This is a genomic window from Xanthobacter sp. 126, assembly GCF_000526175.1.
Classification (GTDB): Bacteria; Pseudomonadota; Alphaproteobacteria; order Rhizobiales; family Xanthobacteraceae; genus Xanthobacter; species Xanthobacter aminoxidans.
The window spans coordinates 2,584,153-2,608,025 of record NZ_JAFO01000001.1 but is presented as its reverse complement, the minus strand read 5'-3'; the positions used below and the strand labels follow the sequence as shown (position 1 = coordinate 2,608,025).

The 23,873-nt window shown below is 69.5% G+C and carries 19 protein-coding genes and 1 tRNA gene; 13 read left to right on the top strand and 7 right to left on the bottom strand.

Annotation, left to right across the window (positions count from 1 at the left end; all coding sequences use genetic code 11):
* Window positions 1-25 precede the first annotated feature (25 nt).
* The 4 genes from XAN126_RS0112430 to tpiA all read right to left on the bottom strand — a co-directional run bounded on the left by XAN126_RS0112430 (window position 26) and on the right by tpiA (window position 6,504).
* Entirely contained in the window at window positions 26-1,531 is a 1,506-nt protein-coding gene (locus tag XAN126_RS0112430; protein WP_197024032.1) for an EAL domain-containing protein, read from the bottom strand.
* Window positions 1,532-1,666: 135 nt separating this feature from the next.
* Window positions 1,667-5,176, bottom strand: a complete 3,510-nt coding sequence (gene mfd, locus XAN126_RS0112420; protein WP_024278919.1) for a transcription-repair coupling factor — start codon at window positions 5,174-5,176, stop codon at window positions 1,667-1,669.
* A gap of 49 nt (window positions 5,177-5,225) precedes the next feature.
* Complete coding sequence (locus XAN126_RS0112415; RefSeq protein ID WP_024278918.1) at window positions 5,226-5,522, bottom strand: succinate dehydrogenase assembly factor 2; 297 nt, start codon at window positions 5,520-5,522, stop codon at window positions 5,226-5,228.
* A gap of 232 nt (window positions 5,523-5,754) precedes the next feature.
* Entirely contained in the window at window positions 5,755-6,504 is a 750-nt protein-coding gene (gene tpiA / locus XAN126_RS0112410; RefSeq protein WP_024278917.1) for a triose-phosphate isomerase, read from the bottom strand.
* 175 nt (window positions 6,505-6,679) lie between these two features.
* On the opposite strand from tpiA, the gene XAN126_RS0112405 reads away from it, so the two are divergent.
* The 9 genes from XAN126_RS0112405 to lexA all read left to right on the top strand — a co-directional run bounded on the left by XAN126_RS0112405 (window position 6,680) and on the right by lexA (window position 16,091).
* Window positions 6,680-8,575 carry a peptidylprolyl isomerase gene (locus tag XAN126_RS0112405; protein WP_024278916.1) on the top strand — a complete coding sequence of 632 codons (1,896 nt, stop codon included), beginning with the start codon at window positions 6,680-6,682 and terminating at the stop codon, window positions 8,573-8,575.
* Between the two features lie 11 nt (window positions 8,576-8,586).
* Window positions 8,587-10,098 carry an anthranilate synthase component I gene (gene trpE, locus XAN126_RS0112400; RefSeq protein WP_024278915.1) on the top strand — a complete coding sequence of 504 codons (1,512 nt, stop codon included), beginning with the start codon at window positions 8,587-8,589 and terminating at the stop codon, window positions 10,096-10,098.
* Between the two features lie 272 nt (window positions 10,099-10,370).
* Window positions 10,371-11,003, top strand: coding sequence for an aminodeoxychorismate/anthranilate synthase component II (locus tag XAN126_RS0112395; RefSeq protein WP_024278914.1), 633 nt, complete (start codon window positions 10,371-10,373; stop codon window positions 11,001-11,003).
* Window positions 11,004-11,023: 20 nt separating this feature from the next.
* Window positions 11,024-12,058: an anthranilate phosphoribosyltransferase gene (gene trpD / locus XAN126_RS0112390; RefSeq protein WP_024278913.1), complete on the top strand. Its 1,035-nt coding sequence runs from the start codon at window positions 11,024-11,026 to the stop codon at window positions 12,056-12,058.
* Window positions 12,055-12,846, top strand: coding sequence for an indole-3-glycerol phosphate synthase TrpC (trpC, locus tag XAN126_RS0112385; protein ID WP_024278912.1), 792 nt, complete (start codon window positions 12,055-12,057; stop codon window positions 12,844-12,846). The genes trpD and trpC overlap by 4 nt, the downstream gene beginning before the upstream one ends.
* 89 nt (window positions 12,847-12,935) lie before the next feature.
* Window positions 12,936-13,349, top strand: coding sequence for a DUF2147 domain-containing protein (locus XAN126_RS0112380; protein ID WP_024278911.1), 414 nt, complete (start codon window positions 12,936-12,938; stop codon window positions 13,347-13,349).
* A gap of 117 nt (window positions 13,350-13,466) precedes the next feature.
* Window positions 13,467-13,952, top strand: a complete 486-nt coding sequence (gene moaC / locus XAN126_RS0112375) for a cyclic pyranopterin monophosphate synthase MoaC (RefSeq protein WP_024278910.1) — start codon at window positions 13,467-13,469, stop codon at window positions 13,950-13,952.
* Window positions 13,953-14,007: 55 nt separating this feature from the next.
* Window positions 14,008-15,222 (top strand): gephyrin-like molybdotransferase Glp, encoded by a 1,215-nt coding sequence (gene glp, locus XAN126_RS0112370; RefSeq protein ID WP_024278909.1) that lies wholly within the window; start codon window positions 14,008-14,010, stop codon window positions 15,220-15,222.
* A 158-nt stretch (window positions 15,223-15,380) separates the two neighbouring features.
* On the top strand, window positions 15,381-16,091 hold the full coding sequence (lexA, locus tag XAN126_RS0112365; protein ID WP_024278908.1) for a transcriptional repressor LexA: 711 nt from the start codon (window positions 15,381-15,383) through the stop codon (window positions 16,089-16,091).
* 120 nt (window positions 16,092-16,211) lie between these two features.
* Here lexA and XAN126_RS0112360 read toward each other — a convergent pair whose 3' ends face one another.
* Window positions 16,212-18,386 carry a ComEC/Rec2 family competence protein gene (locus XAN126_RS0112360; protein ID WP_024278907.1) on the bottom strand — a complete coding sequence of 725 codons (2,175 nt, stop codon included), beginning with the start codon at window positions 18,384-18,386 and terminating at the stop codon, window positions 16,212-16,214.
* Between the two features lie 237 nt (window positions 18,387-18,623).
* Here XAN126_RS0112360 and gltX point away from each other — a divergent pair, with 237 nt between their 5' ends.
* Both gltX and XAN126_RS0112350 read left to right on the top strand, forming a co-directional pair.
* Entirely contained in the window at window positions 18,624-20,039 is a 1,416-nt protein-coding gene (gltX, locus tag XAN126_RS0112355) for a glutamate--tRNA ligase (RefSeq protein WP_024278906.1), read from the top strand.
* Window positions 20,036-20,272 carry a sulfurtransferase TusA family protein gene (locus XAN126_RS0112350; RefSeq protein WP_024278905.1) on the top strand — a complete coding sequence of 79 codons (237 nt, stop codon included), beginning with the start codon at window positions 20,036-20,038 and terminating at the stop codon, window positions 20,270-20,272. The genes gltX and XAN126_RS0112350 overlap by 4 nt, the downstream gene beginning before the upstream one ends.
* Window positions 20,273-20,369: 97 nt before the next feature.
* Here the strand turns inward: XAN126_RS0112350 and XAN126_RS0112345 are convergent, their stop codons facing one another.
* Window positions 20,370-21,536, bottom strand: coding sequence for a M20 aminoacylase family protein (locus XAN126_RS0112345; RefSeq protein WP_024278904.1), 1,167 nt, complete (start codon window positions 21,534-21,536; stop codon window positions 20,370-20,372).
* A gap of 152 nt (window positions 21,537-21,688) precedes the next feature.
* On the opposite strand from XAN126_RS0112345, the gene XAN126_RS0112340 reads away from it, so the two are divergent.
* Window positions 21,689-21,764, top strand: a tRNA-Lys gene (locus XAN126_RS0112340).
* A gap of 30 nt (window positions 21,765-21,794) precedes the next feature.
* On the opposite strand, the gene XAN126_RS0112335 is transcribed toward XAN126_RS0112340, so the two are convergent.
* On the bottom strand, window positions 21,795-22,352 hold the full coding sequence (locus XAN126_RS0112335) for an HXXEE domain-containing protein (RefSeq protein ID WP_024278903.1): 558 nt from the start codon (window positions 22,350-22,352) through the stop codon (window positions 21,795-21,797).
* A 167-nt stretch (window positions 22,353-22,519) separates the two neighbouring features.
* Between XAN126_RS0112335 and ribB the strand changes: the two genes are divergently transcribed.
* Window positions 22,520-23,827: a 3,4-dihydroxy-2-butanone-4-phosphate synthase gene (gene ribB / locus XAN126_RS0112330; protein ID WP_024278902.1), complete on the top strand. Its 1,308-nt coding sequence runs from the start codon at window positions 22,520-22,522 to the stop codon at window positions 23,825-23,827.
* Window positions 23,828-23,873: the final 46 nt, after the last annotated feature.

Genomic DNA, 23,873 nt, shown 5'->3' with positions numbered 1-23,873 from the left:
AAGCGGGGGTAAGCCCCGCCGTCGGTCAGGCCGGATGGGCTGGCGCAGGCAGCGCCGGCAGCCCGTCCAGCAGCGCCTCAAGCTCGATCGGGCGGGAGAACAGGAAGCCCTGCGCGAAGCGGATGCCGCAACTGCGGATGCGTTCAAGCTGCCGCTCGGTCTCGATGCCTTCCGCGATGATGAGGACGCCGAGGTCGCGCAGCAGCGGCACCATGGCCTCCAGCATGTGCGGCTCGGTCCACGCCTCCTCGCGCAGGAAGGAGCGATCGATCTTGACGAAATCGACCTCGATCATGCCGAGCAAGGCGAGATTGGAAAAGCCGACGCCGAAATCATCGACCGCGATCTGCGCGCCGCGACGGCGCAGGCTGCGCAGCACCTCGCCGAGGGCCGGCGCGTCATAATCGAGCGCCTGGCGCTCGGTCAGCTCGAACACCACCTGGCAGAGCGCCAGGGGGCGCGTGCCGAAGGCCTCGTCCGCCATCTGCACGAGGCGCGTGTCGCTGAACTGGACGGGCGGCACATTCACGGCGAGCGAGAAATCGGGAACCTTCTGCGACATATGGGAGAGATCCCGCGCCGCCTGCAGCAACACCCACCGCGTGGTGTCATGGATGAGGGGGCTGGTCTCGATCCAGGGGATGAAAGAGTTCGGCATCAGCACGCCGTGGCGGGCATGCCGCCAGCGCAACAACGCCTCGGCGCCCACCCAGTTGCGCGACGCCACATCCACCAAGGGCAGATAGGCGAGGAAGAAGTCCCCGCGCCGCAGGGCATTGCGCACCTGCCCCTCCACCGAGAGGCGACGCCGCACCAGAGACATGGGGCCGAACCACAAAGCGAGCCCCAGCCCCGCTATCAGGCTGAGCTGTAGCGGCACAGTGGCCAGCCACTGGTGGACCAGGCTGGATTCCGGCACGCTGATGACGACCACCACCGGCCACTTGTGCGATGCCGCCGTGAGCTGCACCGGCGAGGCGAACATGGACCAGACACCGGAGTCGGCCCCATCGCCCGTGTCCTCCTCCGGCACCAACCCGGCCCGCCCCAGCTGGACGGGCATCAGGCGATGGCGGACGCCCTCGTCCGCCTCCGGCGGGACCATCGCCTCAAGGAGGCAGGCCCCGTTGAGATCGAGCAGCAGCCGGCGGTCGTCCCCCAGATCCAGCGGTATCTGCACCGGGTCCCGATCGGCTATTCCGGCGCACAACTCATCAAGGGTGACCACCGAGCGCAACGTGCAAGCGTCGCCCTGCCGCCCCTGGAACTCAACATTCAGCAGGGGAGCCGTACCCAATTGCTGTCTTAGGCCGCGAACACCTTCCGGGCTGCACAGATCGTTGGAGCGGCCGGCGACATCACGCACCAGTCCTGAAAGGCGGTCGAGATTGCGGTCGGTCCATTGGGCGAGGTTGACAGCCTGTGTGTGATAGCGCTGGACGACCCCCGATCTCATTCTCTGGAAGTCGAGCATGAGATAGACGGCCGCGACGAGGCAGACGGTCGCGAAGAACACGACAGGCACCATCATCTCGAGATGTTTCGGCCAGAGGCGCCGACGCCACGACTGCACTTCCCCCATCCCGCACCACCACCCCAGCGGAACTTGTTTCTCCAACCCAACGCCACGTTGTGACGGCTCCAGGATGTACCAGAACACCTAAAGCTACGCCATTCCTTTCCGGGCGGAAAGGTCGGCCAGCTTCTTCAGGACGGTCAGCGTGCCCTTCAGCCGGTGCTCAGCATTCGGCCAGTCGCGCAGGAACACGACCTTGAAGTCGGGCCGCACCTTGGCCTGGCTGCCCTCGTTGGCAATGAGCTTCACGAGGCCCGAGGGGTCCGAGAACTCGTTGCCGCGGAAGGTGAGCACCACGCCCTTGGGGCCAGCGTCCACCTTCTCCACATTGGCCTTGCGGGCCAGCGCCTTGATCTGGGTGAGCTTCAGCAGCTGGCCCACCTCCTCCGGCGTGGGGCCGAAGCGATCCACCAGTTCGGCGCCGAAGGAGTCGATCTCGGCATCGTCCTGGATATCGGCGAGGCGCCGGTAGAGGGCGAGGCGGACGTGCAGGTCGGCCACGTAATCCTCGGGGATCAGCACCGGCATGCCGATGGTGATGTTGGGCGACCACTTGTCGTCCACATAGTCGGTGATGCCGGCCTTGATGTGGGCGATCGCCTCCTGAAGCATCTCCTGGTACAGCTCGTAGCCCACTTCCTTGATGTGGCCGGACTGCTCGTCGCCCAGCAGATTGCCGGCGCCGCGAATGTCGAGGTCGTGGCTCGCCAGCTGGAAGCCGGCGCCCAACGTCTCCAGCGATTGCAACACCTTCAGCCGCCGCTCGGCCTGCACCGTCACGGGCTTGGTCGCCGGCACGGTGAAGATGGCATAGGCCCGCGCCTTGGCCCGGCCCACGCGGCCGCGCAGCTGGTAGAGCTGGGCGAGGCCGAACATGTCCGCCCGGTGCACGATGAGCGTGTTGGCATTGGGCACGTCGAGGCCCGATTCCACGATGGTGGTGGAGAGCAGCACGTCGTACTGGCCGTCGTAGAAGGCGGTCATGATGTCTTCGAGGGCGCCGGCGGCGAGCTGGCCGTGGGCCACCGCCACCTTCACCTCGGGCACCGAGGCGGCGAGGAATTCGCGCACCTCGGCGAGGTCTTCGATGCGCGGCACCACATAGAAGCTCTGGCCGCCGCGATAGCGCTCGCGCAGCAGCGCCTCGCGCACCACCAGCGGATCGAACGGCGTGATGAAGGTGCGCACCGCGAGGCGGTCCACCGGCGGGGTGGCGATGATGGAGAGTTCGCGCACCCCCGTCATGGCCAGTTGCAGGGTGCGGGGGATGGGGGTGGCGGTGAGGGTCAGCACATGCACCTCGGCACGCAGCTGCTTCAGCCGCTCCTTGTGGGAGACGCCGAAATGCTGCTCCTCGTCCACGATGACGAGGCCGAGATCCTTGAAGCTGATGGCCTTGCCCAGCAGCGCGTGGGTGCCGACGACGATGTCCACCGTACCGTCGGAAATCCCCTTCTTCACGGCGGTCAGGTCCTTGCCCGTGACCATGCGCGAAGCCTGCGCCACGTTCACGGGCAGGCCGTGGAAGCGGTCGGAGAAGGTCTTGAAATGCTGGCGGGCGAGGAGCGTGGTGGGCACCACCACCGCCACCTGCTTGCCGGAGAGCGCCACCGCGAAGGCGGCGCGCAGGGCCACTTCCGTCTTGCCGAAGCCCACGTCGCCACAGATCAGCCGGTCCATGGGGTGGCCGGAGGCGAGGTCGTCCAGCACCGAGTCGATGGCGGCTTCCTGGTCGTCGGTCTCCTCATAGGGGAAGCGGGCGCGGAATTCGTCGTAGAGGCCCATGGCCGGCACCAGCTTGGGTGCCTCGCCGAGCTGGCGCTGGGCGGCGATCTTGATGAGTTCGGACGCCATCTCGCGGATGCGCTTCTTCATCCGCGCCTTGCGCTGCTGCCAGGCGCCGCCGCCCAGCTTGTCCAGCTGGGCTTCCGTCTCCTCCGAGCCGTAGCGGCTCAGGAGTTCGAGATTCTCCACCGGCAGGAAAAGCTTGTCGCCGCCGGCATAATGCAGCTCCAGGCAGTCATGGGGCGCGCCCATGGCCTCCACGGTCTTCAGGCCGATGAAGCGGCCGATGCCGTGGTCCACATGCACCACGAGGTCGCCGGCGGTGAGCGCGGTCAGCTCCGTGAGCACGTCCTGCGGGCGGCGCGCCTTGCGCTTGGGGCGCACGAGACGGTCACCCAAAATGTCCTGCTCGCCGATGACGGCGAAGTCCGGCGTCTCGAAGCCCGCCTCCACCCCGAACACGGCGAGCGCCGCCTGGTTCTTCGGCAGGGCGGCGAGGCTGTCGAAGCGGGAGATGGCGGCGCAGCCCTTCAGGCCATGGTCGGCGAGCACCGTGCCGAGCCGCTCGCGCGAGCCCTCGGACCAGCCGGCGAGGATGACCTTCTTGGACTTCTGCAAATCCCTGACATGGGCGATGGCCGCGTCGAAGACGTTTGCGTCCTGGTCCGCCCGCTCGGACGCGAAGGAGCGGCCCTGCACACCGCCAAGGTCGATGACCTTCCCCGCCCCGCCTTCCGGCACGGCGAAGGGCGAGAGCCGGGCGAAGCGCATGCCTGCGAGGGCCTTCGACCATTCCGGGCCTTGCAGATAGAGCCGGTCCGGCGGCAGCGGATTGTAGATCGGTCCGCCGCTGAGGTCCTGCGCCTGCCGGCGGGCGTCGTAATAGTCGGCGATCTGGGCGATGCGCTCGCCGCCCGCCTCCTCGGCCAGCGGATCGAGCAGCAGGGTTCCGCCTTCCAGATAGTCGAACAGCGTGTCCATGCGCTCATGGAACAACGGCAGCCAATGCTCCATGCCGGCGTGGCGGCGGCCCTCGCTCACGGCTTCATAGAGGGTGTCGCCCTTCTGGGCGGCGCCGAACTGGGCGATGTAGGCCATGCGGAAGCGGCGCATGGTGTCGGTGGTCAGCTGGAACTCGGCCATGGGCACCAGTTCCAGCGCGCGGAGCTGGGAGGTGGTGCGCTGGGTCTCGGGATCGAAGGCGCGGATGCTCTCCAGCGTGTCGCCGAAGAAATCGAGCCGGATGGGCGCATCGAGGCCGGGCGGGAACAGGTCGATGAGGCCGCCGCGCACCGCATATTCGCCGGTGTCGCGTACGGTGGGGGTGCGCAGGAAGCCGTTCTGCTCGGCCCACTCGGTGATGCCATCCAGCGCGATGGCATTGCCGGGCGCCGCCACCAGCGACTGCGACGCCACCAGCCCCTTGGCCGGCACGCGCTGCACCGTGGCGTTGACGGTGGTCAGCAGCACGCTCGCCGCCCCGCCCTTGATGCGGGCGAGCTTCGCCAGCGCCGCCATGCGCCGCGCCACGATGGAGGCGTTGGGCGAGGCCCGGTCATAGGGCAGGCAGTCCCACGAGGGGAAGGAGATCACCTCCAGCTCCGGAGCGAAGAAGGCGAGGCCCCGCTCCAGCGCCGCCATGCGCTGCCCGTCGCGGCAAACCACCGTCAGGCTCGGCCAGGGCGCGTTCTTGCCCGCCGCGATGGAGCGCGCGAGGTCCGCGACCACCATGCCCTCCATGCCGTCGGCGACGCGCGAGAGGGTCAGCGGCCGGCCTTCGGCCAGCACGTCGGCGATGGGCAGGGGACGCTTCAAGACAGGAACTCCGGAAGGACGGCGGGGGCGGAAGATCAGCCCAGCAAGATCAGCCCGGCAGGCCGCGGCCCGAGAAATGGAAGGCGCAGATCTTGCGGAACAGCTCGGTGTCGAATTCCGGCGGGATCGGTTCGGTGCCGCTCACCCAGGCGAAGACCTTCTGGTCCTCGGGCTCCAGCAGTTCCTCGAAATCAGCGAGTTCCGCGTCCGACAGCGCGGTGATCTCGGCATCGGCGAAGCCGCCGAGAATGAGGTCCATCTCGCGCATCCCGCGATGGCGGGCCCGGAACAGGACGCGGCGGCGCCGCTCGTCGAGGCCGTCGCTGGACCTGATGATGCCGGACATGAGGGGACCTCCAAAGCAAGGCGACGGCCGGGCCCTGTGGCCCGTCCGACACCGGCATATAGGGGCTTGTCCCCCGTTTTGGCCAGTGGGCACGGGGGATGGCGGCTGGTCGCGGCTGGCCCCGCGACACTGGCCAAGCCCCCTCTCCCCTCGAAGTCGGCTGTTGCCGACTTCGACCTTTACGAACCGAACGCGGCAACAGCCGCGTTCGGGCGGGAGAGGGGCAATCCGCTCAGCCCACCGCCCGGGCGATGGCGAGGAAATCGGCCGCCTTGAGGCTGGCGCCGCCCACCAGCGCGCCGTCCACGTTGGCGGTGGCGAGCAGGGCAGCGGCGTTGTCGGGCTTCACCGAGCCGCCATAGAGAATGCGGATGCCGTTCGCCTCGGCGCCGAAGCGCTCGGCGAGGATGTGGCGGATGGCGCCGTGAACCTCGGCCACGTCGTCGGTGGTGGGGGTGCGGCCGGTGCCGATTGCCCAGATGGGCTCGTAGGCGATGACGAGGTTGGCCGCCGTCGCGCCCTCGGGCACGGACTGGCGCACCTGCCGCGTCACCACGGCAGCGGCTTCCCCGGCATCACGCTCCACCAGCGTCTCGCCCACGCAGACGACCGGGAGCAGCCCGGCCCGCCACGCAGCCTTGACCTTGGCCTTGACGATGGCATCGCCCTCCTGATGGTCGATGCGGCGCTCGGAATGGCCGAGAATCACCGCCACCGCACCGGCGTCGCGCAGCATCTCGGCGGAGATGTCGCCGGTATGGGCGCCGCTCTCGGCCGGGTGGCAGTCCTGTCCGCCGATCATCAGCTGGGTGCCCGCGACGTCGGCGGCGAAGGCGCCGATGAGGGTGAAGGGCGGGCAGATCATGGTTTCCGCCGAAAGGCCGGCAAGGCCGGCCGCCACGGTCCGCAACTCGGACTTGGCCGCGCGCAGGCCGTTCATCTTCCAGTTGCCTGCGATCAGGGGGCGGCGTTCGGCCGTCATAGCGGTTCCTCCGGGTTTTGCAGCAGCAGCAAGGCTCACGTAGGGGCCTCACGTACCAGAGCGGCGCGCCCGCTGGAAAGGGGTGCGACCATGCGCCGTTGCGAGGCCCCCTCCCCCTCCCTATGATGCGCCGCTTCCGCGCCGGGGCCCCCGGCGCTCTTTGAACGAATGAGCGATGGTCCTTCAGACACTCCGCAAGGGCGCCTCCGGCTGGATCGCCAAGATTTTCCTCGTCGTGCTCACCCTCAGCTTCGTGGTCTGGGGCATCGCCGACGTGTTCCGCGGCATGGGCGCGTCATCTGTCGCGAGCGTCGGCGGCACCGAGATTTCGGCGCAGGTGTTCCGCCAGCAGTATCTCGACCAGCTCCAGCGGATCAGCCGGCAGGCAGGCCGTGCCATCACGCCTGAGCAGGCGCGCGCTTTCGGGCTCGACCGGCAGGTGCTGAACCAGATGATCGCCGACGCGACGCTGGATGCGGAGGCCGCCCGCCTCTCGCTTGCCGTGTCGGATGCGCAGATCGCCCGCGAGATTGCGGAAAACCCGAACTTCCGCGCCCCCGGCGCCAAGGCGTTCGACCCCGGCTATTTCCAGCAGATTCTGCGCTCCAACGGCCTGACGGAGCAGCGCTTCGTCGCCAGCGAGAAGCAGCGCCAGGTGCGTGACCAGCTCCTGCAGTCGCTCGGCGCCGGCGTCTCGGTGCCGCAGGTACTGCTGGAGGCGGTCAACCGCTTCGAGGGCGAGACCCGCACCGCCTCCTATATCCGCGTGACCCCGGCCGCCGCCGGCACCCTGCCCGCGCCCACCGAGGAGGCGCTGCGCGCCTATTTCGACGCGCACAAGCTGGCGTTCCGCGCCCCCGAATACCGCAAGATCAGCGTGCTCGCGCTCACCCCCGCGACCCTCTCCGCCGGCATCACCGTGACCGACGCGGACGCCAAGGCCGACTACGACCGCACCATCGCCCGCTTCGGCAAGCCGGAGACGCGCGAAGTGCAGCAGATCGTCTTCACCAGCGCCGCCGATGCGGCGGCCGCGGAAGAGAAGATCAAGGCCGGCGCGACCTTCGCCGACATCGCCGCCGCGCGCGGGCTGACCGCCAAGGACACGGACCTCGGCCTCGTCGCCAAGTCCGCCATCCTCGATCCGAAGATCGCCGAGGCCGCCTTCTCCCTCGCGGACGGCGCGGTGAGCGGCCCGGTGGAAGGGCGCTTCGGCACGGCGCTGGTGCATGTCACCAAGATCGTACCGGGCGCCTACCAGCCGTTCGAGCTGGTGAAGCCGCAGATCGTCTCCGAGCTGCAGCTGGACAAGGCGAAGCGCATCATCCTCGACATGCACGACAAGGTGGAGGACGAGCGCGCCTCCGGCGCCACCCTCCAGGAAGCCGCGCAGAAGCTGGGCCTCAAGGTCCAGAGCTTCGACGTGGACCGCTCCGGCCACGACACGGCGGGCGCGTCGGTGGACGTGCCCGGCGGAGCCGACGTGATCTCCGGCGCCTTCGCCGCCCAGCCGGGCGTCGAGACCGACACGGTGCAGCTGCCCCAGGGCGGCGGCTTCGTGTGGTACGAGACCGCCGCCATCACCCCCGCCCGCGACCGCACCTTCGAGGAAGCCAAGGACGCCGTGACCGCCCGCTACACCGAGGCGGAGACGGAAAAGGCGGTGGAGGCCAAGGCCAAGGAACTGCTCGACAGGGCGAAGGCCGGCACCCCCCTCGCCCAGGTCTCCGCCGAGGCCGACATTCCGCTCCAGATCGCCGAAGGCCTGCACCGCGGCCGCGCCGAAGGCCCGTTCAGCGCCGAGAGCGTCACATCGGTGTTCGACGTGAAGGAGGGCGGCTTCGGCATCGCGCTGGCCACGCCCGAGCCGGACCGCATCGTGTTCCAGGTGACCAAGGTCGAGATTCCCCAGCAGATGCCGCCGGACACCAGCCGCGTCACGCAGGAGCTGTCGCGCCAGCTGGAGAATGACATGCTGGTGCAATATCTCGCGGCCATCCAGAAGGAGCTGGGCGTGAAGATCAACGAGCGCCTGTTCGCCCAGGCGGTCGGCACCAACCCGGCGAACTGAGGCCGGCGCCCGTGAACGCACCCACCGACTTCGACCTCTTCGCCTCGCGCTACCTCAGGGGCGAGGCACAGGTGGTCTCGACCACCCTCGTCGCCGATCTTGAGACGCCGGTCTCGGCCTTCCTCAAGCTCGCCGGCGACCAGCCCAACGCCTTCCTGCTCGAATCCGTCGAGGGCGGGCAGGCGCGCGGGCGCTATTCCATGATCGGGATGAAGCCCGATCTCATCTTCCGCGCCTCCGGCGACCTCGCCGAGATCAACCGGACGCCGGACGTCGACAAGACCGCCTTCGTGCGCTGCGCCGAGCCGCCGCTGAAGGCCCTGCGCACCCTTCTGGCCGAATCCGCCATCGAGCTGCCGGAGGGCGCCCCGCCCATGGCGGCCGGCGTGTTCGGCTATCTCGGCTACGACATGGTGCGGCAGATGGAGAAGCTTGGCCCCGCCAAGCCCGATCCCATCGGCGTGCCCGAGGCCCTGCTCATCCGCCCCACCATCATGGTGGTGTTCGACGCGGTGAAGGACGAGCTGACCGCCGTCACCCCCGTGCGGGCGAAGGAGGGCGTCTCCCCCAGCGCCGCGTGGGAGGCGGCGCTGGAGCGGCTCGACCAGGTGGTGGCGGACCTCGACCGCGCCATCGCCCACCCCGCGCCCGAGCCCTTCCACGGCGAGGTCTCGCAGGTCTCCAATACCGGCGCGGAGGAATTCTGCGCCATGGTGGAGAAGGCGAAGGACTACATCCGCGCCGGCGACATCTTCCAGGTGGTGCTGTCCCAGCGCTTCGAGAGCGCGTTCACCCTGCCGCCCTTCGCCCTCTACCGGGCGCTCCGGCGGGTGAACCCGGCACCGTTCCTCGTCTATCTCAACTTCGACGGCTTCTCGGTGGTGTGCTCCTCACCGGAAATCCTCGTGCGGGTGCGGGACGGCAAGGTCACCATCCGCCCCATCGCCGGCACCCGCAGGCGCGGCGCCACCCATGCCGAGGACGAGGCGCTGGCGGCCGAGCTGCTCGCCGATCCCAAGGAGCGCGCCGAGCACCTGATGCTGCTCGACCTCGGCCGCAACGATGCCGGCCGCGTCTCCCGCGTCGGCACGGTGAAGGTGACGGATTCGTTCTTCATCGAGCGCTACAGCCAGGTGATGCACATCGTCTCCAACGTGGAAGGCGCCATCGACCGGCGCTTCGATGCGGTGGACGCGCTCGCGGCGGGCTTTCCGGCCGGCACGGTCTCCGGCGCGCCGAAGGTGCGGGCCATGGAGATCATCGACGAATTGGAGAAGGACAAGCGCGGCATCTATGCCGGCGCCATCGGCTATTTCGGCGCCAATGGCGAAATGGACACCTGCATCGTGCTGCGCACGGCGGTGGTGAAGGACGGGCGCATGTTCGTCCAGGCCGGCGCCGGCATCGTCTACGACTCGGTGCCCGAGAGCGAGCACCAGGAGTGCGTGAACAAGGCCAAGGCCCTGTTCCGCGCCGGCGAGGAAGCCGTCCGCTTCGCCGCCCGCGCCGGCAAGGGGCAGTGAGGGGATGGAGATGGGGATGACACGTCGCGAGCGATGGTGAAGCGGGAGCAGCCCTGACTCCCTCTCCCCTTGCGGGAGAGGGCCGGGGTGAGGGGTTCGCGCCGTTTGCACAGGGGCCGGGATGGCGCAGCCACTCCCTCACCCCCGACCCCTCTCCCGCAAGGGGAGAGGGGAGCTACGCGAGTTACCTGCCCATCACCATTGACCGCCCGTCATTCCTCGCCTTAACACCCGCCATTCCCGCACAGCGCGGCGCGGGGCCGGAGTTCCAGATGTCCGCCACACAGGTTTCGGCCAATCCCTCCCCGAAGGTCACGCTGATCGATAATTACGACAGCTTCACCTACAATCTCGTCCATTACCTCGGCGAGCTCGGCGCTACCGTCACCGTCCACCGCAACGACACCGTGAGCGTGGAGGACGTGCTGGCCGAGAATCCAGACGCCATCGTGCTCTCCCCCGGCCCCTGCACGCCCAACGAGGCGGGCATCTGCCTCGATCTCATCGCCAAGGCGGGGGACAAGGTGCCGCTGTTCGGCGTGTGCCTCGGCCATCAGGCCATCGGGCAGGTGTTCGGCGGCGACGTGGTGCGCGCGCCCTCCCCCATGCACGGCAAGATGAGCGAGATCCTGCACGAGGGCAAAAGCGTCTTCCGGGGCCTCAACCACTCGTTCCAGGCGACGCGCTACCACTCCCTGATCGTCGAGCGGGACACCCTACCGGACGCGCTGGAGGTGACGGCCCACACCGAAGACGGCCTCATCATGGGCCTCGCCCACAAGAGCCTGCCCATCCACGGCGTGCAGTTCCATCCCGAGAGCATCGCCTCGGAGAACGGGCACGCGCTGATCCGCAATTTTCTCGAGATCGCCGCCGCCTTCAACGCTGAGAAGGCCAAGGGCTGAGACGGGGGCGAGGACACACCATGGACCAGTTCAAACCCCTGCTCGGCAAGGTGGCCACCGGCGCGAGCCTCAGCCGCGACGAAGCCGCCTTCGTGTTCGACCGCATGATGTCCGGCGAGGCGACGCCCTCCCAGATGGGCGCGCTGCTGATGGGCCTGCGCGTGCGCGGCGAGACGGTGGAGGAGATCGCCGGCGCGGTCTCCGTCATGCGCGCCAAGATGCTCACCGTGGAGGCCCCGGACGAGGCGGTGGACGTGGTGGGCACCGGGGGCGATGCCTCCGGCTCCTACAACATCTCCACCTGCGCCAGCTTCATCGTCGCCGGCGCGGGCGTGCCGGTGGCGAAGCACGGCAATCGGGCGCTCTCCTCGAAATCCGGCGCGGCGGATGTGCTCGCGGCGCTGGGCGTGCGGCTGGATCTTGATCCGGCGGGCATTTCCCGCTGCATCGGCGAGGCCGGCATCGGCTTCATGTTCGCCCCCTCCCACCATCCGGCCATGAAGCATGTGGGCCCGACGCGGGTGGAGATGGGCACGCGCACCATCTTCAACCTGCTCGGCCCGCTCTCCAATCCGGCCGGCGTGAAGCGGCAGATGGTGGGCGTGTTCGCGAAATCCTGGATCGTGCCCCTGGCCGAGGTGCTCAAGGCGCTGGGCTCGGAGAAGGCGTTCGTGGTCCACGGCTCGGACGGGCTGGACGAGATCACCATCTCCGGCGGCACCGACATCGCCGTGCTGGAAGACGGCCGCATCCACACCTTCACCCTCAACCCGGAGGATGTGGGCCTTGCCCGCGCCCCCGCCGAGGCGCTGAAGGGGGGCGATGCCGCCCACAATGCCGAGGCCCTGCGCGCCGTGCTGGACGGCGCCGCCGGCGCCTATCGCGACGTGGCGGTGCTGAACGCCGCGGCCGCCCTCGTGGTCGCAGGACGGGCGCAGGACCTGATGCAGGGCGTGGAGATGGCCAGGACCAGCCTCGACACCGGCTCCGCCCGCGCGCGGCTGGAACGCCTCGTCGCCCTCTCCGCCACCCTCGCCCCGGAGGCCGCGCAATGAGCGACATCCTCAAGAAGATCGAGGCCTACAAGCGCGAGGAGATCGCCGCCGCCAAGAAGGCCCGCCCGCTCAACGAGATCGAGGCCGCCGCCCGCTGCGCCCCCCGCGTGCGCCCCTTCGCCGGGGCCATCGAGCAGAGCCTGTCCGAAGGCCGCACCGCGCTCATCGCCGAGATCAAGAAGGCCAGCCCTTCCAAGGGCCTGATCCGCGCGGACTTCGACCCACCGTCCCTCGCTCGCGCCTACCAGCGCGGCGGCGCCACCTGCCTGTCGGTGCTCACGGATACGCCCTCCTTCCAGGGCGCGCCGGACTATCTGAAGGCCGCCCGCACGGCGGTGAGCCTGCCCGTGCTGCGCAAGGATTTCATGTACGACACCTATCAGGTGGCGGAAGCCCGCGCCTGGGGGGCGGACTGCATCCTCATCATCATGGCCGGGGTGGACGATGCCCTCGCCCGCGACCTCGCGGACGCGGCGGCGGCCCACGGTATGGATGCCATCGTCGAGGTGCATGACGACGCCGAGCTGGACCGCGCCCTCGCGCTGCCCTGCCGGCTCATCGGCATCAACAACCGCAATTTGCGCACCTTCGAGACCACGCTGGAGACCTGCGAGCGCCTCGCCCCCCGCGTGCCGAATGACCGCATCGTCATCGGCGAGAGCGGCATCTTCACCCCGCAGGATGTGGCCCGGCTCGCGCAGGTGGGCATCGGCACCATCCTCGTGGGCGAGAGCCTGATGCGGCAGGAGGATGTCGCCTCCGCCACGTGCCAGCTGTTGGCCACATAGGCCTCGCCACCTCGGCTTGCCGTATACGTGAAGATACTCTTTAATACGTGAGGCGGCCCGCAAGAGGCCGCACGCAAGGGAGGAGCTTCATGAAGACGTTTGCGATTGCCGGCCTCGCCGCCCTTCTCGCCACGCCTGTTTTCGCCGCGGACCCGACCGGCCTGTGGCAGACCCCCACCCGCAGCGGGCAGGTGGAAATCTCCAAGTGCGGCGCGGGCCTGTGCGGCCGCCTCGTTTCCTCCGAGGGTCTGAAGGCCGATCCGGCGCTGAAGGACGTGAACAATTCCAACGCCGCCCAGCGCGGCCGGGCGCTGAAGGGCCTCACCATCCTCACCGGCTTCTCCGGCGGCCCGCAGGAATGGACCGGCGGCAGCATCTACAATGCCGAGGACGGCAAGACCTATTCCGGCACCATCACCATGGATGGCGACAACACGCTGAAGCTGCGCGGCTGCGTGGTGGTCCCGCTGTGCAAGACGCAGGTCTGGACCCGCCTGCGCTGACCTGAACCCAACCCGGCAACACAGCCTTTCCGCCGCACGGCTCCTGCGGCGGTGGACAGGCGCCGCCGCGGACGCCATCTTCCCCCCGACATCGAATCCGGGAAGACCGCGACGGCCATGGCCAGCCTCACCCATCTCGACGAACAGGGCGCCGCCCGCATGGTGGACGTGTCCGACAAGGACGCGACCACCCGCGAGGCGCTGGCCGAGGGGCAGGTGGTGATGGCGCGCGAGACGCTGGATCTCATCCTCTCCGGCAACGCCAAGAAGGGCGACGTGCTGGGCGTGGCGCGCATCGCCGGCATCATGGCCGCCAAGCGCGCCCATGAGCTGATTCCCCTCTGCCATCCGCTGATGCTGACCAAGGTGGAGGTGGAGGTTTCCCCCGATCCCGCATTGCCCGGCCTCCACGTCACGGCCCGCGCCAAGGTGACGGGCCAGACCGGCGTGGAGATGGAGGCGCTCACCGCCGTCTCCGTGGCCTGCCTCACCATCTACGACATGGCCAAGGCCGCCGACCGTGGCATGCGGATTGAAGGCATTCGCCTGCTGGAGAAATCCGGCGGCCGCAGCGGCCACTTCCGCGCCACCGACGCGGCCTGAGCCGGCCCGCCACCATGACAAGACCTGCGTTCAGGCAGAGTGAGGGAGCCGCGCCATGGCGCTCATGACCGTCGAGGAGGCCACCGCGCTCATCACGTCCAGCGTGTCTGCGCTCGGGGTGGAGGATGTGCCGGTGCAGGCCGCGGCCGGCCGCGTGCTGGCGCGCGACCTGGCGGCCCGCCGCACCCAGCCCCCCGCCGACATGTCGGCCATGGACGGCTATGCCGTGCGCGGCGCCGATATCGCGCAGACGCCCGCCCGCCTCGCCGTCATCGGCGAATCCGCCGCCGGACGGCCCTTCGCTGGCACGGTGGGCGCGGGGCAGGCCGTGCGCATCTTCACCGGCGCCGTGGTGCCTGAAGGTACCGACACGGTGGTGATTCAGGAGAACGTCTCCCGCGAGGGCGACACCATCACCACCACGGCCCCGACCGCCACGCTCCGCAACGTGCGCAAGCGCGGCTGCGATTTTTCCGCCGACGCGCCCGGCCTTTTCGCGGGCCGGCGACTGACCGGCCGCGACATCATGCTGGCCGCCGCCATGGACCATGCGACGGTGCCGGTTGCCCGCCGCCCGCGCGTCGCGCTGCTCCAGACCGGCGACGAGCTGGTGCTGCCGGGCCAGGGCACCGGCAATGACAGCGAAATCGTCGTCTCCAACGCCTTCGGCCTTGCCGAGCTGGCCCGCCGCGCCGGCGCCGAGGTGACCGACCTCGGCCTCATCAAGGACGACCTCGCCGCCATCCGCGCCGTGGTCGCGCGGGCGCTCTCCGGCGAGTTCGATCTCGTTGTCTCCTCCGGTGGCGCCTCCGTGGGCGATCATGACCTGATGGCCCCGGCGCTGAAGGCGGAAGGGGTCGATCTCTCGGTCCACAAGATCGCGCTCAGGCCCGGCAAGCCGCTCATGTTCGGCCATCGTGGCGATGTGCGGGTGCTGGGGCTGCCGGGCAACCCGGTGTCGTCCCATGTCTGCGGGATGGTCTACCTCGTCCCCCTCATCCGCGCCCTGCAGGGCGATTCCCGCCCCGGCCCCGAGACCGTGCCGGCGCGCCTCGCGGCGGACCTGCCGCCCAACGACGTGCGGCGCGATTTCATGCGCGCGACCCTTGAGCGCCGGGCGGACGGCTCGATCCACGCCATTCCCTGCGCCTCGCAGGACAGCGCCATGCTGAGCATTCTTTCCGCCGCCGACTGCCTTCTGGTGCGCCCGCCATTCGCCCCGGCGGGCCGCGTCGGAGACCCCTGCGAGATTATTCCCTTCGCGGATTGAGCCCTTAACGGAGCCTTCACCACTTGCGGAACACAAAAGGAACAGATAAAGACTGTTCATGATTTGTTTCGCGGCGCGCCGGGCTGGATGCGCCTTGAATCGGGACCGGCCGAGAGTGCCTGTTCCGCGGCGGTGCGTGCAAGGAACGGGGCCAGGGAATGCTCACTCGGAAGCAATATGACCTTCTGCGCTTCATCCATGAGCGGCTGAAGGAGACCGGTGTTCCCCCCTCCTTCGACGAGATGAAGGAAGCGCTGGACCTGCGCTCCAAGTCCGGCATCCATCGCCTGATCACCGCTCTGGAAGAGCGCGGCTTCATCCGCCGCCTGCCCAATCGCGCCCGCGCGCTGGAGGTGGTCCGCCTGCCCGACAGCGTGGCGCCGGGCCTCGCCTCCGCCCGGTCCGCAGGCCGGGGCTTCTCGCCCTCGGTCATCGAGGGCAGCCTCGGCAAGGTCCGCCCCGTGGCGGAGGATGACGAGGCGGGGCAGGTGGTCTCGGTGCCGGTCATGGGCCGCATCGCCGCCGGCTCGCCCATCTCCGCCATCCAGAGCCGCAGCCATACGCTGAACATCCCGCCCGAGATGCTGGGCTCCGGCGAGCACTTCGCCCTCGAGGTGCGCGGCGACAGCATGATCGAGGCCGGCATCCTCGACGGCGACACGGTGCTGATCCGCAAGTGCGATTCCGCCGACACCGGCGACATCATCGTGGCGCTGGTGGACGACGAGGAAGCCACCCTCAAGCGCCTGCGCAAGAAGGGCGCCTCCATCGCGCTGGAGGCCGCCAATCCGGCCTACGAGACCCGCATCTTCGGTCCCGACCGCGTGCGCATCCAGGGCCGCCTGATCGGCCTCATGCGCCGCTACTGATCCTCATTTCTCCCGCGGGAGATCCGGGACGGGGTGAGGGGCGCGGTGGTCCACGCTCAACGGGCGCCTGCGCTTTTTTGAAGGCGTTGCCCCTCACCCCGACGCCTTGCAATTGTCGTATCAGGGAGCGGTGGCGTCGGTCTGCGGATCGCCTGCATCGACCGCCCCTCGCTCGGGTGCGAGGTCTGGCGGCAGCGGCGCCATCCACGGCCGGGACACTGAGGGGCTGCGGCTTCGCTCGGCCACGAGGGCGCCATCGCGCAGGGTGAAGGCTAGCGTTCCCGTCCGTGCGAGTTTTTCCGGTGTCAGCACCTCGGCCGGGCAGGCATGGGGCGGGGCATCGCGGGTGACGACCATGCGGGCATTCAGGCAGTCCGCCTCCAGGCTCTCGGCGCGCCGGGAGACGGCGATGGTGCCGCCGCCGGGCAGAGGCGCAGTGCAGCCGAGCGGGTCGCACATGAAGGCGGAGGCGAGGTCCTTACTGCCGGCCGTGCGGCGATCACCCTCCCGCGTCAGCCATTGCTCCACCACCAGCTTCTGGCCCGAGGCGCCGAGCACGGAAAGCCGCCCATCCGGCATCCGCACCGCCACCGTCTGCGCATCGGGCGCGATGAGGAGGTCCGGCTTCAGCGGCGTTCCCGCCACCAGCGCGGCGAGGCCGAAGGGCACCAGCGCCGCGAGGGTAAGCACGCCGCGCAGCAGGCAGAGGGCCAGCAGCGCGAGGGAGAGCCAGAGCAGCGTTCCGGCACCGATGAAGGCAGCGCGGATGTCGGCCCCCGGCAGCGTGCCCACCCAGTCGGACACCGCCGTCATGATCTCGATGCCCCGGCCCATCACCGGCCAGGCCAGATGATCCCAGCCGAACGGCATCAGCAGCACGCCCGCGAGCCCCGCCGGCATCACCAGGAAGGAAACGGCCGGCATCGCCGCTAGATTGGCGAGAAGCCCATAGGGCGCCACCCGCTGGAAGTGGAAGATGCCATACGGCGCCGTCGCCAACCCCGCCACCAGCGAGGTGAGCGCGGTGCCGGCCACCAGCACCGCCACCCAGGACAGCACGGCTCCGGCGATGCCCTCCGGCCGGGGTATCGCCCGCAAAGGCTGGAGCCGCTCATAGGCGGCGACGAGGGCGAGGGTGGCGGCGAACGACATCTGCGTGCCCGGGTCCAGCGCCGCCTCCGGCGTCAGCGCCAGCACCACCACCGCCGCGACACCCACCGAGCGCAACGACAAGGACGGCCGCCCCACCAGCACGCCGGCCAGCACCAGCCCCGTCATCACGAAGGAGCGCTGCGCCGGCACGTCGTTGCCCGACAGCACGAGATAGAACGCGCTGCCCGACAGCGCGATCAGCGCCGCCATGGACTTGATGGGCCATGACAAAGCCAGCCCCGGCACCAGCGCCAGCAGGCCCCGCGCCAGCGCGAACAGGGTGCCGGCCACCAGCGCCATGTGCAGGCCGGAGATGGAGAGGATGTGCGAGAGGCCGGACACCCGCATGCTCTCCTCCACCGCGCGCGGAATGCCGGAGCGGTCGCCGGCCACCAGCGCCACCGCCACCTCCGCCGGCACGCCGGAAAGCGAGGCGCGGATGCGGTCCGACAGGCTCTGGCGCACACCGTCGAGCGCCATGGCGAGACGTACGGACAAAGGCGGATCGCGCGGTGCCGCCGCCTTGGGCCGACCGAGCCCGTAGCCGATGGCGCCGATGCCCTGGAACCACGGCGTGCGGCCGAAATCATGGGCGCCCGGCATGGCCGGGCCGGAGGGCGGCAGCAATTGCGCCAGCTGGGTCACATGGCTGCCCACAGGCGGCGCCCACCCCTTGCGGAGCGAGAGGCGCACCAGCGCCGGCGCCTTTTTCAGCCCGCGCACGGCATCGCCATCGAGCCGCAGCAGGATGCGGTCGCCGGTGGTCCGCCGCTCCACCCGCTCGATGAAGCCGGAGAGGCGCACCGCGGTCTTAGGCGGAACCACCATCTCGTGGGCGATGAACGCGGTGCGCACCCCGCCGGCCGCGAAGCCGGCCATGGTGGCGAGGAGCACCGCGGCGGCCCCGAACATCACCGGCCGCGCCCGCGCGCCCCAGGCCGCCGCCGCGAACAGGGCCACAAGGCCGAGGCTCGCGGTGGGCGAAGGTTCGGTGGAGGCGCCGAAATAGAGCAGGATGCCGGTGGTGAAGGCGGCCGGCAGCCACAGGATCAGCCGGCCGGATGCCGCCTCGGCCGCAACGTCATGGGCGATGCGGGCCTTCAGCGCATCGACGAGGCGTGAAAGCCCGCGCGCGGAAAGCACCGGGAGCGCGCCCGCAGCTCCCCGCCCCCCTGCCCGCGCGCCGCCTGAAGCCCGCTCGTCCATCCCCGCCCGCCGCGGGGCCGGGCCGGGTCGCGCCCGTCCCCGCCCCATGTTCCTTGTGCCCCGCCTCTATGCTACACGGGCGCCTCCCGCGCGCCATGTGGTTCGGTTTGCGTTCCGCAGGGCCGCCCGCGCGTCTCCCGTCCAAGCGGACCCAATCCCGCCGAGCCCCGCCCGATGTCGCAGATCGTCACCCGCTTCGCCCCCTCGCCCACCGGCTTCCTGCATATCGGCGGGGCGCGCACGGCGCTGTTCAACTGGCTCTATGCCCGCCATACCGGCGGCAAGATGCTGCTGCGCATCGAGGACACGGACCGCCAGCGCTCCACCAAAGAGGCCATCGACGCCATCATCGAGGGGCTCTCCTGGCTCGGCATCGACTGGGAGGGCGAGCCCATCTACCAGTTCGCCCGCGCCGAGCGGCATCAGGCCGCGGTGGCGGAGATGCTGGCCAAGGGCAACGCCTATCGCTGCTACGCCACGCCCCAGGAGCTGGACGAGATGCGCGAGCTGGCCCGCAAGGAGGGCCGCCCGCCGCGCTATGACGGCCGCTGGCGCGACCGCGATCCCTCCGAGGCGCCGGCCGATCGCGCGCCCGTCATTCGCCTGCGCGCCCCGCAGGAGGGCGAAACGGTGATCGACGACATGGTGCAGGGCACCGTGACCTTCCCCAACAAGGACCTCGACGACCTCGTGCTGCTGCGGTCCGACGGCACGCCCACCTACATGCTGGCGGTGGTGGTGGACGACCACGACATGGGCGTCACCCACATCATCCGCGGCGACGACCACCTCACCAACGCCGCCCGCCAGACGCAAATCTATCGCGCGCTCGGCTGGGACGTGCCGCGCATGGCGCACATCCCGCTCATCCACGGGCCGGATGGGGCCAAGCTCTCCAAGCGCCACGGGGCGCTGGGCGTCGATGCCTATCGCGACATGGGCTATCTGCCGGCGGCGCTGCGCAACTATCTCGTGCGCCTCGGCTGGAGCCATGGCGACCAGGAGGTGTTCTCCACCGACGAGATGGTCGAATTCTTCGACCTCGACAAGGTGGGCCGCTCGGCCGCGCGCTTCGACTTTGCCAAGCTGGAAAGCCTCAACGGCCACTACATGCGCGCCTCCAGCGATGCGGAGCTGCTCGCCGCCATCGACGCGCTGGTGCCCTATCTGCCGGACGCCGCGCACCGCCTGCCGCGCATGACGGACACCCGCCGCGCCCAGCTCGCCGCCGCCATGCCGGGGCTGAAGGAGCGGGCGAAGACGCTGGTCGAGCTGCTCGACAATGCCGAGTTCATCTTCGTCGAGCGGCCCATCCCGCTGGATGAGAAGGCGACCACGCTGCTCTCGCCCGAGGCCCGCGCCCATCTCGGCCGCCTCGTGCCGCTGCTGGAAGCCGTGGACTGGAGCGCCGCCGCCACCGAGGAGGTGGTGCGCCGCTATGCCGAGGCGCAGGGCGTGAAGCTCGGCGCCGTGGCCCAGCCGCTGCGCGCCGCGCTCACCGGCAAGTCCACCTCCCCGCCGGTGTTCGATGTGCTGGCCGTGCTCGGCCGCGAGGAGAGCCTCGGCCGGCTCCGGGATCAGGCGATTTGAAGCCGGCCGCCGTCACCGTCGCGCTGGATCTGAAGGGGCTGAAATGCCCCCTGCCCGCTCTGCGCACCCGCAAGGCGCTGGCCCAGGCGGCGGCGGGCACGCGGCTCGTCGTCACCTGCACGGACCCCATGGCGGTGATCGACATTCCCCACCTCGCGCACGAGACGGGCGCGGTGCTGGAAAAGCAGGAGGTCGAGACCGGCCTCCTGACCTTCGTGCTGGTGAAGGCGTAGCTTTGGTTCGCTCAAACGCCGGGCGGGCCTTGCTTCTTCGCTCAAACACTCCTGCGGGAGCTTTGCCTCGCTCAAACGCCGCGCGGGCTTGGAGCCCTCACGCCGTCAGCGGCAGCGCCCGCTCCACCAGCCGCACCCAGTAGGACGCACCATAGGGAATGGCCGCATCGTCAAAGTCGTACTGCGGATGGTGCAGGCCGGCGGACGGGCCGTTGCCGATGAAGATGTAGGCGCCGGGCTTCTCCTCCAGCATGTAGGCGAAGTCCTCGGCCGCCATGAGGGGCGGGGCGGCGGCGTCCACCTCGGAGGCGCCGGCCACCTCGCTCGCCACCTCGGCGGCGAAGGCCACCTGATCGGCATGGTTGCTGGTGACGGGATAGCCTTCCTTGAAGCTCACCGTTGCGGTGGCGCCGTAAGCCGCCGCGACGCCTTCCGCCACCTGCCGGATGCGCTCGCGCAACTGCGCGCGAACCCCCTGGTCCAGCGTGCGGGCGGTGCCGACGAGGGTCGCCGAGGGCGGCAGCACATTGTCCGCCTCGCCCGCATGGAACATGGCGATGGAGACCACCGCCGCCTCCAGCGGGTCGACATTGCGCGAGACGATCTGCTGCAGGGCCATGACGATGGCGGCGCCGGTAAGCACCACGTCCACGCCCTGGTTCGGCCGCGCCGCATGGGCGCCGCGCCCGTCCACCACGATCTCGATATGGTCGGCCGAGGCCATGATGCCGCCCGGCCGCATGGCGAAGCGTCCCACGTCCAGCCCCGGCAGATTGTGCATGCCGTAGACCTCGCGGACGGGGAAGCGCGTGAACAGCCCGTCGTCGATCATCGCCTTGGCGCCAGCCCCGCCCTCCTCCGCCGGCTGGAAGATGAGCACAGCGGTGCCGGAGAAGGCGCGGGTCTCGGCGAGGTGGCGGGCGGCGCCGAGCAGCATGGCGGTGTGCCCGTCATGGCCGCAGGCGTGCATCTTGCCCGGCGTCTGCGAGGCATAGGCGGCGCCGGTCTTCTCCAGGATGGGCAGCGCGTCCATGTCGGCGCGCAGGCCAATGAGCGGGCCATCCCCCTTGCCGCGCACGATTCCCACCACGCCGGTGCGGCCGATGCCGGTGATGACCTCGTCGCAGCCGAAGGCGCGCAGCTTCTCCGCCACCGAGGCGCTGGTGCGGTCAAGGTCGTACATGAGCTCGGGGTTACGGTGGAAATCCTGACGCCAGGCCGCGATCTCGTCGGCGCGGGCAGCGATGTGGTTGTTGACCGGCATGGCAATTCCAGAAGCAATTGAACGACCATGGTGCGGAACCCATCCAGCCCGGTCAATGCCCGCGCCCGCGCTGCCCCCTGCCGAAATGCCGGGACATCCCGCCCGCCCGGCCTTGACCCCGCCGCCTTCGCACCCTAACCAACGCGTCAAGTGAGCCCGTAGCTCAGCCGGTAGAGCACGTGACTTTTAATCATGGGGTCTCGGGTTCGAATCCCGACGGGCTCACCACCTAACCTCTTCAAGCTCGACAACCGCCGCTCAACGGCCGTGGGCGTGCGCGACGTTGGCCCTCACGCGCACCATGATGGCCGCGTGAACCGCCACGGCGATGGCGAACGCGAGCGCGTGTTGACCGGGGCTTGCCGGCACGAACAGCGCGACGGCGACGCCGAAGGGAATGAATAGCAGCGCGCCAGTGCCGAGGCCCGGATTGTAGCTGCGGAAGCGCGCAGCCATGCCGAGATGGGCGATGCCGTTGACCAAGATCAGATAGGCCGCGGCCAGCCCCCATCCCGCGCCGGCGAGCCAGGCCACATAGACGGCGACGAGATTGATCCCCCACACGCCGGGGAGATTGATCAACAGCACGTCCGAGACGGTCAGCGCCTCCCCCCCGCCGAAGACCACCCGGTTCACGTAGGTGCGGAAGCGGTCGCCCGTGTGCTCCTCGATCTGGTGCAGCATGTAGATCGGCGAAGCGAGGAAGATCAGGACCACGCCGCGCCCGGCGCCGGAAACCAGCGGCGCGGCCAGCAGCAGCGCGACGGCCATGAAGCCCGCTCCGGCCACCCAATTGCGCGAGAGCCAATCCTTCATCGAATGTTTCCCGCAGTCCGCCGCAGCCGCGATCATCCTGCACCGTATGGCTTGCGCCAAGCCTCCGGACGGCAGATCCAGTCAATTCAGCAGGAGCGAACATGGCCAGCGAAGACGCCTCCGCACTTTTTCATTGTCACTGAAATTCGCTTTGCTATGCTTGCCCCATGAAGCTCGCGGAATGGCTCTCGGCAACCGGTACTAAGCGCAGCGCGTTCGCGCGGCAGGTGGGCATGTCACCGGCCAGCGTGACGGCCCTGTGCAATGACGAACGCGCCTGGATCTCCCGCGAGACGGCCGAAAAGATCGCCGAGGCGACGGGGCAGCAGGTGACGCCCAACGATTTCCTCGGCCTCGTCCCGCTCATCCGAGGTTTGCCCGTGACCGATACCACCCAGGCCCGCGTCCAGTCCGCCATCGAAGCCATCGCGCGCGGGGAGATCATCGTCGTCACCGACGACGACGATCGCGAGAACGAAGGCGACCTCATCCTCGCCGCCTCGCTGGCGACGCCGGAGAAGATGGCCTTCGTCATCCGCAACACCTCCGGCATCGTCTGCACGCCCCTGCCCCCGTCCGAGGCGAAGCGGCTGCGGCTCGATCCCATGGTGTCGAACAACGACGCGCCCATGGGCACGGCCTTCACCGTCTCCATCGACGTGCGCCACGGCACCACCACCGGCATCTCGGCCGAGGAGCGCACCAACACCGTGCGGGCCCTCGCCAATCCCAACATGGGCGCCGGTGATTTCGTGCGGCCGGGCCATGTCTTCCCGCTGATCGCCCGCGAGGGCGGCGTGCTCATCCGCTCCGGCCATACCGAAGCGGCGGTGGATCTCTGCCGCCTCGCCGGCCTGCCGCCCATCGGCGTCATCGCCGAGCTGGTGAACGACGACGGCACGGTGCAGCGCGGGCCGCAGGTGACCGCCTTCTCCGAGAAGCACAACCTCACCCGCATCTCGGTGGCGGAGATCATCGCCTATCGCCAGGCGCGCGAAAAGCTGGTGACGCGGGCGGCGGAATTCCCGGTGCCGACCATCGTCGGCGAGTTGCAGGGCTATTCCTACGTGACGCCCTTCGATCCGGTGAACCACCTCGCCCTCGTGAAGGGCCGCATCGGCGACGGCGAGAAAGTGCTGGTGCGCCTGCACCGGGCGGATGCCATCGCCGACGCCTTCAGCGGCGGCAAGGTGCTGCAGAAGAGCCTGGAACGCATCGAGGCCGAGGGCCGCGGCGTGCTGGTCTATCTGCGCGACGGCACCAGCGGCGTGCCGGCCGTGGCCATGGGCCAGAATTCTGAGAAGAGCACCAGCGAGCTGGAGCGCGACCGGCACTGGCGCGAGGTGGGGCTGGGCGCGCAGATCCTGCGCGATCTCGGCATCCAGTCGATCCGCCTTCTGTCCTCCAAGACCCGCACCTATGTGGGCCTCGCCGGCTTCGGCATCGAGATCCTCGGTACCGAAACGCTCGATTGAGTCCCGCACGACGGCGGCATTGCCGCCGCCTCTAACCCCTTGTGAG